This is a genomic window from Paraburkholderia sp. BR14312 (assembly GCF_040948675.1).
Taxonomy (GTDB): domain Bacteria; phylum Pseudomonadota; class Gammaproteobacteria; order Burkholderiales; family Burkholderiaceae; genus Paraburkholderia; species Paraburkholderia nodosa_A.
In genome coordinates, this window is the sequence record NZ_JBFPKI010000002.1 from 218,321 (window position 1) to 231,800 (window position 13,480).

Consider the following 13,480-nt stretch of genomic DNA (forward strand, 5'->3'; position numbering starts at 1 on the left):
CACCGGGGCAACCACAATGGGGCATATCACCCTTAACCTGAAGGACGAAACGCTTGCGTCGCTGCGCAAGGATTTCGACGCGTTCCTGCGCGTCTCGCTCAAACTCGACCCGCAATTCGCCACGCCGGAATTCGAGGACTACCTGCGCGCGAAGCTGCTCGACAACATGACGCCGCTCACGGAGCACGCCGTCCAGCGGCTCCTGCAAGGCGGCCAGTACGCGTGGGCCAAGCGCACGCTCGACAAGGAATTCCCCGAGGTCGTCTCGATCCTGATGCGTCAGGCAGGCGAATTCGGTTTCGGCTTCGCGTCGCGGCCCGAGTGGACGCCCGACGAACTCTCGAAGCAGTGCCGCGACTGGGCGGCGGCCATCGTGAGCGAAGCACAGGGCGACGACACGCTGGTCGACCCGCTGGCGGCGCAGATCAAGTCGGGCGTGCAGGACATCCAGGCCCTCGAAGAGTCGATGCAGACGCCCGCGTGGCGCCTCACCGAGTCGTTGCGTCAGCGTGTGTACGAAGCGAAGATCGGCTGTGAACAGGCGAGCGGCAGTGCGGCGCGCGAGCGTCTGGGCGAGCTGCGCGGGCTGCTGAGGCTCGGCGTGACGCATGGCGTGTTCCAGAAGCAGGAAGCGCAACAGATCATGGAGTATCTGCGCCTGCTCAAGCCCGAGATTTTCGTCGAGGAGCCCGACGATGTGTTCACGCGCCTCGCCGCGTGGATGCGCAACTTCTTCATGCCGCCGCAGCGCAGCACGGCACGCGAGCAGCGGCGCTAAGCGCTGGCGCGCGCGCCTGAAAACGGCGCGCGCCCCGCTTTCCCCCTCAATCCCACATCTTCCTGAGCTTCGCGGCGATCTCGACCTTCGCCTGCGCGGCGGCGGCGAGTCCGGCCGCGCTCGGCGCGCTCGCCACGGGCGCGGGCGGCCACGCGCGGGATTCGAACAGCGGCAGCATGGGCGTCGCGATGAAGCGCGTGCGCGAGGCCCACACGTGCCGGTCGCCCGACGCCACCTGGTTGTGCACATAAAAGCGCTGCGGCACGACGATGTGCAGATCCTCCTTCGCGCGCGTCATCGCCACATAGAGCAGCCGCCGCTCCTCCTCCAGTTCCTCGTCGCTGCCCGCGCCGAGATCGGACGGAATGCAGCCGTCCACGCCGTTGAGCACGAACACGTTGCGCCACTCCTGACCTTTCGCCGAATGGATCGTCGAAAGGATCAGGTAGTCTTCGTCGAGCAGCGGATCGGCCGATTCGGCGCTCGTCGCGTCGGGCGGATCGAGCGTGAGTTCGGTGAGAAAGCGCTCGCGCGAGGCGTAGGTGCTCGCAATGCTCTCCATCTGCAGCAAGTCGGCGAGACGCACCTGGGCGTCTTCGTGATTGCGCTCGAGATGCGGCTCGTACCAGCGCCGCACGCGCTCGAATTCGGCCGGCCACGGCGTCGAGCGCATCGAGAGGCCGTCGATGAGCGACGCAAACGCCGGCCAGTCCTCGGCCGCGCGCGGCGGCGGCGCGAAAGCCGCGAGCGCCTCGGCGGCGCGATACGCGCCCGTGCACGCTGACACCTGGTCGAGCAGGCGCGCGGCGTTGGCGGGCCCGACGCCCGGCAGCAACTGCGTCACGCGAAACCCCGCCACACGGTCGAGCGGATTCTCGGCCCAGCGCAGCACCGCCAGCACGTCTTTCACGTGCGCGGCGTCGAGAAAACGCAGTCCGCCGAACTTCACGAACGGGATATTGCGTCGCGCCAGTTCGATTTCGAGCGTCGCGCTGTGGTGCGCCGCGCGAAACAGCACGGCCTGCTGTTTGAGTTTCATGCCCGCTTCACGCGCCTCGAGAATCTGCTCGACGACATAGCGCGCCTGGGTGGCCTCGTCGGCCACGGTGACGAGGCGCGGGCGCTGCTGCGAGGGGCGTTCGGTCCACAGGTTCTTGGTGAAGCGCTCGGCGGCGGCGTCGATCACGGCGTTCGAGGCGGCGAGGATCGGCGCCGTCGAACGGTAATTGCGTTCGAGCGTCACCTGACGCGCGGGCGGGTCGAACTGCGCCGGGAAGTCGAGAATGTTGCGCACGGTCGCGCCGCGAAACGAATAGATCGCCTGGGCGTCGTCGCCGACCACGGTGAGGCCGCGGCCATCGGGCTTGAGCGCGAGCAGGATCGAGGCCTGCAGGCGGTTGGTGTCCTGGTATTCGTCGACGAGGATGTGATCGAAGCGGCCCGCGAGATCGGCGGCGATGGCCGGCTCCGCGGCCATGTGGGCCCAGTAGAGCAGCAGGTCGTCGTAGTCGAGCACGTTCTGCTTCTGCTTGGCGTCCACGTACGAGGCGAACAGCGCACGTAGCTGCGGCTCCCACTCGAGGCACCACGAGAACGAACGGTTGAGCACATTGGCGAGCGAATCGCCCGTATTGACCGCGCGCGAATAGATCGCGAGGCAAGTCGATTTCGAGGGGAAGCGCTTTTCTTTGGCCGAGAAACCCAGCTCGTGGCGCACCAGATTCATAAGATCCGCGGAATCCTCGCGGTCGTTGATCGTGAACGCCGGCGACAGGCCGATGTGATCCGCGTACTCGCGCAACAACCGCGCGCCCACGCCGTGAAAGGTGCCCGCCCAACTGAGCCCTTGCGCGAGCACGGCGGCCGCGCCTGGGGCGCTGGCAGCGATACGCGCCACGCGCCGCGTCATTTCCAGCGCGGCGCGCCGCGAGAACGTGAGCAGCAGGATGCGGTGCGGGTCGGCGCCACCCGCGATCAGATGCGCGACGCGGTGCGCGAGCGTATTCGTCTTGCCCGACCCGGCGCCCGCGATCACGAGCAGCGGGCCCGGCAGCGCGGAACCGGGCGCGTAGCCCGCTTCGCCGCCGTGTTCGACGGCCTCGCGCTGCGCATCGTTGAGTTTCGCGAGCCACGCGCCAACGGCATTGGCTGCTTCGGCGCGCGCCTGGCTGGCATCGGAGACGGAGGAATCGGCAACGGAAACGGTGGACACGGCGGGCGCTGGGACGATGAACGTGGCGAATCGGGAAGGAGCGACGCATACTGTATATCCATACACCATGCGTCCGCAAGCGCCTGATTCCACGGCGATCTGGCGGGATTTAACGACAACGCCACGGCGCGTTTCGCCGCCGCCGACACCCGGGAGCCGCCAGACAAAACGGCGGCGCCCGTTGCCGGACGCCGCCGCTCACAAGGCCAGGCACAAGGCCGGCGCCCCCAAAGGCGCGGGCGCCTTCGGCATCAGCCGATCGTTACTGCGACTGGCCGCCCTGCTGCTGGGCCGACATGCCGTTCATCTGGTCCTTCATTTCCGAGTCGTTGGCCTGACGATCGGCCTTGTGGTTGATCTTCGCGTCCTTCACCTGCGCCTTGTACTGCGACTTCGCCTGCTTCTTCGCGTCGCCGTACTCGGCGTTCGCCGACTTCTTCGCGATGCGGTATTCGGCGTTCGCCGCCGCGTTCGCGTTGCGCTTTTGCACCAGCGGGTCGGCGGACTGCGGTGCGGTCAGGGCCTGCGGCGCGGGCGCGGGCTGCGCGATCCCTGCGGCCGCCGGCGCCTGGCTCGGCGCCTGCCCGGTCATCTGGCCAGGGGCAGCGCCCGGCGCCATGGCCGGCGCGCCGGAAGGCGCCATCGTTGGGGCTTCGCCGGCCTGTGTCGCGCCCTGGGTCGCGTTTTGGGCATACGCGCCCTGCGCAAATACGGCGGCAGTGGTCACGGTGGCAAAAGCGGCGGTAGCAGTGAGCAGCTTGGCGATCTGGGTCATGGCGTATCCTCTTTGCAGTGGTTCCGAAGGCGCTTATGCGGTGGGCAAGCCCGCCACAATCGCGCCCCGGCTCGACGGAACCGCACCAGAAAAACTCGAGCGGCGCTGTCGATCCGGGTGAAACCATTTTGGTATGAAGATCGCCGCGGGGTCCCGCGACGTTACTCAACGTTTCATTTACTGACGAATTCATAACATCTGGCCCCTGCATGTAACGATGCGCTGGCAGGCGCTGCCGCGAGCCCGCCATCGCTTATGATGCTCACCCGTCGCGCGCTAGCCGCACGCCTTTCGAATTTGAATCCGCCATGCCCAACCTCGATTTCACGCTGACCGGCGACTACGTCGAACTGCACAACCTCCTGAAGATCACCGGACTCGCCGACAGCGGCGGCTCGGCCAAGCAGATCGTCGCCTCGGGCGCGGTGAAGGTGGACGGCGAAGTCGAGCTGCGCAAGACGTGTAAGATCCGCGCGGGCCAGGCCGTGCTGCTCGGCGACACCCGCATTGCCATCAAGGCGAGCGAGTGAACGCCGCCGGAACTTGCCCGCAGGCGCCAGCTATGCACCACATTTGAGCATCTGGATCGACAAGGTCGCTGTCTCGCAATAAGCTTTCAGTTTTGACAGACGAACCCTGCCGCGCGGCGCGCTTATCTCGCGCCGCTTGTTTTTCATGACTAGAACTACGCTTTCCCGCCGCGCCGTTGCCGCGCCGCCCACGCTGCGCCGCCATGCCGCCGACACCGCCCGCCTCGCCGGGCCGCTCGCGATCGCCCAACTCTCGCAGATGGCGATGAGCGTGACCGACACGGTGCTGCTCGGCTCGCTCGGCGCCGACGCGCTCGCCGCGGGCGGCCTCGGCGCCAACCTGTTCTTCGTGGTGGTCACCGTGCTGCAGGGCGTGCTGACCTCGGTGAGCGTGAGCGTCGCGCAGGCGCGCGGCGCCGACAACGAAAGCCACGTACCGCACATCTACTGGACCGGTTTCGCGCTGTCCCTGCTGCTTTCCGTGCCGGCGTTCGCGTTGCTCTCGTTCGCCGAGCCGATCCTGCGCGCCCTCGGAGAGCCGACGCTGCTCGCGCATCACATCGGCGAATACACGGCCGTGCTGCGCTGGGGCGCGCCCGCCAGCCTTATCGGCGTGGGGCTCATGCGCTCGTTCCTGCCCGCCATCGGCGCGGCGCGGCGCCTCCTGTGGGTGTCGGTGGCGTGCGTGTTCATCAACGGCTTTCTCAACTTCGGCCTGATCCACGGTGCCTGGGGCCTGCCGCGCCTCGGCTTTCTCGGCTCGGCGGTAGCGACGACCATCACCGTGTGGCTCACCGCGTTCGTGCTGATGGCGCTGCTGCACCTGCGGCCTTCGCACCAGCGTTTCGTCGTCGCGCGCCGACCGACGGCGCCGCTGATGGGCGAACTCTTCACGATCGGCTGGCCGGTTGCGATCACCTATGCGGTCGAAGCGACGCTCTTTCTCGCCACCGGCCTGCTCGCCGGCCTGCTCGGGGAGACGCCGCTGGCGGCGCACCAGATCGCCCTGAACGTGGCCTCTGTCACGTTCATGGTGCCGCTCGCGATCGGCCAGGCGGCCAACGTGCGCGTGGGTTACTGGTCCGGCGCGGGTGTGCCGAGCGCGGCACGCCATGCGGGCTTCGTCGCGCTCGGGCTCGGCGTCGGCTTCATGTCGCTCTCGGCGCTCGTGATGGTGCTGGCGCCGCACTGGATCGTCGGGCTCTACCTGCATCTCGACGACCCGGCCAACGCGCAGACGGTCTCGCTCGCCGCCACGCTTCTCGGCGTCGCGGCCATCTTCCAGATCGTCGACGGCGCGCAGACCGTGGGTTCGGGCTGCCTGCGCGGCCTGAAGGACACGCGCGTGCCGATGCTCGCGGCCACGCTTGGTTACTGGGGGATCGGCTTTCCGCTGGGCTACGCGCTGGCGTTTTACTTCGGCCTCGGCGCGCTCGGGCTCTGGTGGGGGCTCGCAGCCGGGCTTGCCACCGTCGCCGTGCTCATGACATGGCGCTTTCACCGGATGAGCCTGCGCTCGCAGGCTCACGCCGCCGCGGCGGGCCGCGCGGGTTGAAGCGCGGGTTGAAGCGTTCACTTAACCGACCGGGCCGCACCGGCTCGACCGGTTAAAATACGCGCCAGGCGCCGCAAGCGGCGTCCGTCCCACGAGGGCAAGAACAGTACGCTGCATGGGACTGGACCGGGCGCTAAAGCGCCAACGCCAGTCGACACAGGAGACAGCCGCGCCCCGCGAGCGCCGCCGCCGGCCACCCCGGCACCGCTTGCCGTGCGCCAACGCACAACGAACCCATTCACGGACCGCCCCTTCATGCTCGCCCCGATTACCCGACTCTTCCCGCTCTGGGCCGTCCTCGTTTCCCTGCTGGCCTACTTCGACCCGGGCCTCGTCGCGCCGATCGCGCCGCACGTCACGACGCTCCTGATGATCATCATGCTGGCGATGGGCGTCACGCTCTCGTTCGCCGACTTCCAGCGCGTCTTCACGCGGCCCGCGCCGGTCGCCGCGGGCATCTTCCTGCACTACCTCGTCATGCCGCTCGCCGCCTGGGCGATCGCCAAAGTGCTGCACATGCCGCCCGACCTCACGGCGGGCATGGTGCTCGTGGGCAGCGTGGCGAGCGGCACGGCGTCGAACGTGATGATCTATCTCGCGCGCGGCGACGTCGTTCTTTCGGTGACGATCAGCGCGCTCTCCACCCTGGTCGGCGTATTCGCGACGCCGCTGCTGACCCGTCTTTACGTCGATGCCTCGATCGTCGTCGACGTGCACGGCATGCTCATGAGCATCCTGCAGATCGTCGGCCTGCCGATCGCCATCGGCCTCATCGTGAACCGCCTCGCGGGCGCGCTCGTGCGCCGCGTCGAGCCGGTGCTGCCGCTCGTCTCCATGGTGTCGATCCTCGCGATCATCGCCGCCGTGGTAAGCGGCACGCATGCGAGCATCGCCACGGTCGGTCCGCTCGTCGCGCTCGGCGTGGTGCTGCACAACGGCATCGGCCTGCTCGGCGGCTACTGGGGCGGCCGCCTGCTCGGCTTCGACGAATCGGTGTGCCGCACGCTGGCCATCGAAGTGGGCATGCAGAACTCGGGTCTCGCCGCGACGCTCGGCAAGCTCTACTTCTCGCCGCTCGCCGCCCTGCCCGGCGCGCTTTTCTCGGTATGGCACAACCTCTCGGGCTCGGTGCTCGCCGGCTACTGGGCCGGGAAGCCGGCGCGCGGCAGCACGCGCGATGCGCAAGGCGCTGAGAACGCGTCGACCGCGCGCGTTTGATCGACCGCAGACCTTTCCGGCCGCGCGCAATCGTCAGTTGCTTGCGGCCCGGAAATTGCATACGCAGCGTGTCCGCCGCCGCAAGACAGGCAGGCCGCTTCCCGTAGAATCTTCGCGAAGCCGTGCAATGAAAACGAACCATCATGCGGCGCGCCGCCATGGAGAATCCGTTTGCCCGCGCATCCCGCCCGATCCGAAACCGTTTCGCAACGCATGACCTTGCGGCGCGTCCCGCCGCAAGCCCTGCCTGGAGCCCCACGGCGAGCCTGCTTCGCGCTCGTTTGCCTCGCGCTGGTCGCCGGTTGCGCGACGCGCCCGCCCGCCACCGACTACCCGCGCGAGACGAGCGCGGCGCTGCCGGCGCAGCAAGCCAGCGCCACGCCGCTCAGCGCCGCGCTCGCCGCCCCCCTTGCCGCTCACCCGAACGAATCGGGATTCCGCCTGCTCGCCACCGGCACCGACTCGCTGCAGATGCGCGTCGCGCTTGCGCGCGCGGCGACGAAAACGCTCGACATGCAGTACTACATCGCCAACGAGGACACCACCGGCAAGCTGCTGCTCGGCTCGGCGCTCTATGCGGCCGATCGCGGCGTACGCGTGCGCATGCTGGTCGACGACCTGAATTTTCACGACATCGACCGCCTGATGGCCGCGCTCAACAGCCATCCGAACATCCAGATCCGCGTGTTCAATCCGTACGGCAGCACGAGCGAATCGATGTACCTGCGCACGCGCAACTTCTTCACGAACGTCGACCAGTTCACGCGCCGCATGCACAACAAGGCGACGATCGTCGACAACGAAATGGCGATCGTCGGCGGCCGCAATCTCGGCGACGAGTACTTCAACGCGAGCCCGACGATCGACTTCCGCGACCTCGACGTGCTCACGGCGGGCCCGGTCGCGCAAAGCGTCTCGGCAAGCTTCGACGAGTACTGGAACAGCTCGATCTCCTACCCCCTGCGCGTGCTCAATCATCAGAAGTTCGACGCACACGATCTCGACGCCGCGCGCGACGACCTGCGCCGCCACTGGCACGAGAGCGCCGAACCCTACAACGCCAAGCCGCTCAACGCCACGCCGCTCGCGCAGCAGATCGCGGGCAACACGCTCGGGCTTGTCTGGGCGAAATGGGCGTTCGTGGCCGACTCGCCCGGCAAGATCGCGGGCGCCGACAAAGGCGAGCTGGGCGACGCCATGCGCGCGCTGCTCGATCGTATCCATCAGGCGCACAACAGCGTGCTGGTGTTCTCGCCGTACTTCGTGCCGCACGACACGGGCGTGCAGACCATCCGCGCGCTCACCTCGCATGGTGTGCGCGTGGCGATCCTCACCAATTCGCTCGCCGCCACCGACGCCGTGGCGGTGCAGGCCGGCTACAGCCCCTACCGCGTGCCGCTGCTCGAGGCCGGCGTCGAGCTCTACGAGTTCAAGCCGCAGCAGGAGGAGCACGACGACGAGCAGCGCTTCGGCGTGGTCGGTTCGCGCTCGCGAGCGAGCCTGCACGCCAAGGCTTACGTGATTGACGACAGCACGCTCGTGATCGGCTCGCTCAATCTCGATCCGCGCTCGGCACGCCTGAACACCGAGCTTGCGCTCACCATCGAGAGTCCGCCGATCGCGCATGAAGTCGCCGACCTGTTCAAGCGTGCGACCTCGCCGCAGGTGAGCTACCGCGTGACGCTCGCGACGCCCGAACAACTGGCGCTGCTCAAAGGCACGACGGTCAACTCGGCGCTCGTCTGGACCGACGAGGAGAACGGCATGATCCGCACCTACAACCTCGACCCTGGTGCGGGTTTCTACAGAAATGTCCTAACCGGGCTATTCTTGCTGTTGCCGGTCGATAGCCAGCTTTGAAGCGGCTTTGAGCGCACGTCGCTATCGGGCGAGCAAAACGTAGAACGCTTGACTCGCAAGCCGCGGGAGCCGAAGGCGCCGCCTCAATCACCGGAGGATCAAATGACCGCAAGCAACGAAAGCGTCCGCATGGAGCGCGACACGTTCGGCGAAATCGCCGTGCCCGCCCAGCAGCTTTGGGGCGCGCAGACGCAGCGATCGCTGCAGAACTTCCGCATCTCCACCGAAAAGCAGTCGCCGGAACTCATCACCGCGCTAGCGACGATCAAGCGCGCTGCAGCCGAAGTGAATCTCTCGCTAGGCGTGCTCGACGAGACCAGGGCGCACGCGATCATGCAGGCCGCCGACGAGATCATCGCGGGAAAGCATCCGGGCGAATTCCCGCTTGCGGTCTGGCAAACGGGCTCCGGCACGCAAACCAACATGAATCTCAACGAGGTGATCGCGAACCGCGCGAGCGAGATTCTGGGCGGCGAGCGCGGCGAGGCGCGCAAGGTGCATCCGAACGACGACGTCAACCGCGGCCAGTCGTCCAACGACGTGTTCCCGACCGCGATGCACGTAGCCGCCGCCTACGGCATCGTCAAGCATCTGCTGCCGGCGCTCAAGACGCTGCGCAATACGCTCGATGCGAAGGCGAAGGCCTTTGCCGACATCGTGAAGATCGGCCGCACGCACCTGCAGGACGCCACGCCGCTCACGCTCGGCCAGGAGTTCTCGGGCTATGTTGCGCAGCTCGATCACGGCATCAAGCACGTGGAATCTTCGTTGCCCCATCTGTATGAACTCGCGCAGGGCGGCACGGCCGTAGGCACGGGCCTGAACGCGCATCCGCAGTTCGCGCACAAGGTGGCGGAAAGCATTGCGAAGCTGACGGGCGTGCCCTTCGTCACCGCGCCCAACAAGTTCGAGGTGATGGCCGCCGCAGACGCGCTCGTGTTCGCCCACGGCGCGCTCAAGACCGTGGCGGCGAGCCTCATGAAGATCGCCAACGACATTCGCTGGCTCGCGAGCGGTCCGCGCTGCGGCCTGGGCGAGCTGTCGATTCCCGAGAACGAGCCGGGCAGTTCGATCATGCCGGGCAAGGTGAACCCTACGCAGTCGGAAGCCGTGACAATGCTCTGCTGCCAGGTGTTCGGCAACGACGTTGCCGTGAACATGGGAGGCGCGAGCGGCAACTTCGAGCTGAACGTGTTCCGCCCGATGATCGCGCACAACGTGCTGCAGTCCATCCGCATGCTCGCCGACGGTGCGCTCAGCTTCAACGATCACTGCGCGGTGGGGATCGAGCCGAACCGCTCGCGCATCGACACGCTGCTCAACGAATCGCTCATGCTCGTGACGGCGCTCAATCCGCACATCGGCTACGACAAGGCCGCGCAGATCGCCAAGAAGGCGCACAAGGAAGGCACCACGCTCAAGGCCGCCGCGCTCGCGCTGGGACACGTGACCGAGCAGCAGTTCGACGAATGGGTGAAGCCCGGCGAGATGGTCGGCAACGCGAAGGAATAAGGTCTATTTGCAGGGCTGAAATGCAAAACGGGCGGCGTGGTTCAAACCCTCGCCGCCCGTTTTTTCATGCTGGCGCAACAGCGTGCCTGCGTGTCGACCCTGCTTAAACCTGCCCTTTCGCCACTTCCTCGGGCTTGAGTTCGACGATCGCGTCGAGCGCTTCCTTCACGTCGAGCGCGTACTTCGCGAGGCGCTTCTGCTCGTCCGTTTCCGGCACGTACGTGGGCACGGGAATCGGATTGCCGTTTTCGTCGACGGCCACGAACACGATCAGGCAGTCCGTGGTGAGCCGTAGCTGGCCGCTCTTCGGATCGCCGGCATGCACGGTGATGTGAATATGCATCGACGTGCGGCCCGTGGCGACCACGCGCGCGCGCAGCTCGACCATGTTGCCGACGAGAATCGGCCGTCGAAAGCGGATATTGCCCACGCTCACCGTGACGCAATAGCGGCCGGACCAGACCGCGGCGCACGCATAAGCCGTCTCGTCGATCCACTTCATCAGCGCACCGCCGTGCACTTTGCCGCCGAAGTTCACCGAAGTCGGCTCGGCGAGGAACCGGAACGTCGTTTCCGAACGGTCCAGCGGCTGGGTAGGCGTCTTCATCTCGGCTTGGCTCATGGCGAAAAGCCGCGTACGGCGGCTCGTATGGTGGGGTAAGGAGGCGTTGATTATACGAGCGCAATAAGACAGAGAGTCGCAGCCGCCTGCCAAACGCCATCGGCGGTGTTTCTAGCTCGCCGCGAATCGCGCCCGATAGTCGAGGGGCAGCACGCCGTAGGACCTTTCGAACGCGCGCCGCAGATTCTGCTCGGTGCCGAAACCGCAGTCGGCCGCAATGCGCTTGAGCGGGCGGCGCGACTGCACGAGCGCGTGGGCGGCGGCCTCCACGCGCATCGCCGCGACCGTGCGCGCAGGCGTGCGCCCCACTGCGTCGACATATCGGCGCGCGAACGTGCGCGGGCTCATGCGCGCTTCTTCGGCCAGACGCTCGACGCTCAGCTCGCCGTGCAGGTTGGCGGCCATCCAGCCGTGCAGCGCGTCGAACTCCGCGCCCGCGCTGACCTGAGCCGCGAGTGCCTCGCTGAACTGCGACTGGCCGCCGGGCCGCTTCATGAACACGACGAGGCGGCGCGCGGCCTGCATCGCGACCGCATGGCCGCAGTCCTCCTCGATCAGCGCGAGCGCGAGATCGATGCCCGCCGTCACGCCCGCCGACGTCCACACCACGCGGCCGTCGCGCTCGTCGCGGATAAAGATCGGCTCGGGATCGACTTCGATACGGGGAAAACGGCGCGCGAGCTGCGCCGCGTTGCGCCAGTGCGTGGCCGCGCGGCGGCCGTCGAGCAGCCCCGCTGCCGCGAGATAGAACGCCCCCGTGCAGACCGACGCGACGCGGCGCGCGTGCGGCGCGGCCGCTGCGATCCAGGCGACGAGTTCGGGTTGCAGCGCGGTGGTGTCGTCGATGGGGACGCCGGGGACGATCAGCGTGTCGATCGTGGCAGGGTCGAGCGTGTCGAGCCGCTCGGTGACGATGGGCATGCCCGCGAAGGTGGGCAGCACGCCGCCGGCGACCGAGGCGAGCGTCGTGCGGTAGGCGCAGGGATCGCCGCCGCGGATACCGCTCGCGACACGCATCGTCAGCTCGGCGCGCCAGAACGCCTCGACGGGACCGCAGGCGTCGAGGAGCACGAGCTCCGGCGCGACGGCGAACACGACATGGCGTGCGTGCGTTTGGGACGGCGGTTGAGACGGCATGGCGGCGGACTCGATGCTGACGATCTGTCTGCATCATCGCACGCGCGCCTTTGGCAGTCAGGCCAAAGCAACATCAAAAACTGCCAGATGATGCCAGGCCGCTCACTTGTGGAACGTGATGCCCTCGTCGATCGTGCCGTACATCGTGATGCCGCTGGCACCGCTCGACGACGGCGCGGAACCGCCTGCGCAGGCGGTGCACAAGGCGGCGAGCGCGGCGACGGCAAAAAGAGCGAGGAAGCGTTTCATGAAAGGCCGGGCCGATTGCGTGAATGAACGATTTTAGCGCGGGGCTCTGGCGCACCGCAGTATGTACCGCCGCAGGCAATGCCTCGACCTCACCGCGGGGATCTCGAGTGGTTGCAATCGACACTTCACCATAGACTGAAACGTCGAATGCGACAATTCGCTAAAGTCACGGTGTGGGCGGCGTCAGCCGCCATCGCAACCATGAAGGAGCCGCCATGAACCTTCCCGCCACCGACGAGTCGAGCCACTTCCCGGGCCTCGCACGCGTTGCCGCACTCCTCGCCGATCCGGGCCGCGCCGCCATGCTGTGGGCGTTGATGGACGGCAGCGCGCGGCCCGCGGGCGAACTCACGATGATCGCGGGGCTGTCGCCTTCGGCGGCGAGCGGCCACCTCGCGCGCCTGACCGACGGCGGGCTCCTCGCGCTCGACGTGCGCGGCCGCCACCGCTACTACCGCATCGCCAACCCCGAGATCGCTGCGGCGATCGAGGCGCTCATGAACGTCGCGCAGGTGTCCAACACCGTCGCCTCGCAACGCCCGGCGCCGCGCCCCGCGCGTACGGTGCCCCTCGAGATGCGCCATGCGCGCACCTGCTATGACCACATGGCCGGCGAAGTGGCCGTGCGGGTGTTCGAACGTCTCGTGGACGGCGGCCTGCTAGTGCGCGACGGCGACACCCTCGAAGCCACCCCCGAGGGCGCAACGCGTCTCGCGGCCTGGGGCGTGGACGTGGCGGCGCTGCGCGCGCGGCGGCGGCGCTTCGCCTGCACCTGCCTCGACTGGAGCGAGCGCAGGCCGCACCTGGGCGGCGCACTCGGCGCGGCGCTGCTCGATTCGTGGACGCAGGGCGGCTGGATCGAGCGCACGAGCCGCCCGCGCGTGTTGCGCATCACACCCAAGGGACAGCGCGAGTTCGACGCAATCGCCGGTGCCTGAGACACCGGCTGCACGCGCGGAATTAGCTGACAATTACCGTACAACATCGCCGATTTCGCGCGCAAAAATGCGCGTTTCGCGCGCGGTCACACGT

At 67.5% G+C, this 13,480-nt stretch carries 12 protein-coding genes; 7 read left to right on the forward strand and 5 right to left on the reverse strand.

Going from position 1 to position 13,480, the window contains the following annotated elements:
• Nucleotides 1–16: 16 nt before the first annotated feature.
• Nucleotides 17–778, forward strand: a complete 762-nt coding sequence (locus tag AB3X98_RS06810) for a DUF4088 family protein (protein WP_254354957.1) — start codon at nt 17–19, stop codon at nt 776–778.
• A 46-nt stretch (nt 779–824) separates the two neighbouring features.
• Here the strand turns inward: AB3X98_RS06810 and AB3X98_RS06815 are convergent, their stop codons facing one another.
• Nucleotides 825–3,059: an ATP-dependent helicase gene (locus tag AB3X98_RS06815; protein WP_368605539.1), complete on the reverse strand. Its 2,235-nt coding sequence runs from the start codon at nt 3,057–3,059 to the stop codon at nt 825–827.
• 193 nt (nt 3,060–3,252) lie between these two features.
• A complete protein-coding gene (locus AB3X98_RS06820) occupies nt 3,253–3,765 on the reverse strand; it encodes a hypothetical protein (RefSeq protein ID WP_368605507.1) in 513 nt (170 codons plus the stop codon).
• A 308-nt stretch (nt 3,766–4,073) separates the two neighbouring features.
• Between AB3X98_RS06820 and AB3X98_RS06825 the strand changes: the two genes are divergently transcribed.
• The 5 genes from AB3X98_RS06825 to fumC all read left to right on the forward strand — a co-directional run bounded on the left by AB3X98_RS06825 (nt 4,074) and on the right by fumC (nt 10,440).
• On the forward strand, nt 4,074–4,295 hold the full coding sequence (locus AB3X98_RS06825) for an RNA-binding S4 domain-containing protein (protein ID WP_028206712.1): 222 nt from the start codon (nt 4,074–4,076) through the stop codon (nt 4,293–4,295).
• Nucleotides 4,296–4,440: 145 nt separating this feature from the next.
• Nucleotides 4,441–5,850, forward strand: a complete 1,410-nt coding sequence (locus AB3X98_RS06830; RefSeq protein WP_368605508.1) for an MATE family efflux transporter — start codon at nt 4,441–4,443, stop codon at nt 5,848–5,850.
• A gap of 255 nt (nt 5,851–6,105) precedes the next feature.
• On the forward strand, nt 6,106–7,068 hold the full coding sequence (locus AB3X98_RS06835) for a bile acid:sodium symporter family protein (protein WP_368605509.1): 963 nt from the start codon (nt 6,106–6,108) through the stop codon (nt 7,066–7,068).
• Between the two features lie 213 nt (nt 7,069–7,281).
• Entirely contained in the window at nt 7,282–8,928 is a 1,647-nt protein-coding gene (locus AB3X98_RS06840) for a phospholipase D family protein (protein WP_368605540.1), read from the forward strand.
• Between the two features lie 102 nt (nt 8,929–9,030).
• Nucleotides 9,031–10,440 (forward strand): class II fumarate hydratase, encoded by a 1,410-nt coding sequence (gene fumC / locus AB3X98_RS06845; protein WP_368605510.1) that lies wholly within the window; start codon nt 9,031–9,033, stop codon nt 10,438–10,440.
• A gap of 103 nt (nt 10,441–10,543) precedes the next feature.
• On the opposite strand, the gene AB3X98_RS06850 is transcribed toward fumC, so the two are convergent.
• The 3 genes from AB3X98_RS06850 to AB3X98_RS06860 form a co-directional block, all read right to left on the reverse strand.
• Nucleotides 10,544–11,047 (reverse strand): acyl-CoA thioesterase, encoded by a 504-nt coding sequence (locus AB3X98_RS06850; protein ID WP_069262939.1) that lies wholly within the window; start codon nt 11,045–11,047, stop codon nt 10,544–10,546.
• Between the two features lie 126 nt (nt 11,048–11,173).
• The gene (locus AB3X98_RS06855; RefSeq protein ID WP_368605511.1) at nt 11,174–12,199 is read right to left on the reverse strand and encodes a GlxA family transcriptional regulator; all 1,026 of its coding nucleotides are present in this window, start codon (nt 12,197–12,199) and stop codon (nt 11,174–11,176) included.
• A 102-nt stretch (nt 12,200–12,301) separates the two neighbouring features.
• Nucleotides 12,302–12,448, reverse strand: a complete 147-nt coding sequence (locus tag AB3X98_RS06860) for a hypothetical protein (protein WP_176732839.1) — start codon at nt 12,446–12,448, stop codon at nt 12,302–12,304.
• Nucleotides 12,449–12,663: 215 nt separating this feature from the next.
• On the opposite strand from AB3X98_RS06860, the gene AB3X98_RS06865 reads away from it, so the two are divergent.
• Nucleotides 12,664–13,386 carry an ArsR/SmtB family transcription factor gene (locus AB3X98_RS06865; protein WP_368605512.1) on the forward strand — a complete coding sequence of 241 codons (723 nt, stop codon included), beginning with the start codon at nt 12,664–12,666 and terminating at the stop codon, nt 13,384–13,386.
• Nucleotides 13,387–13,480: the final 94 nt, after the last annotated feature.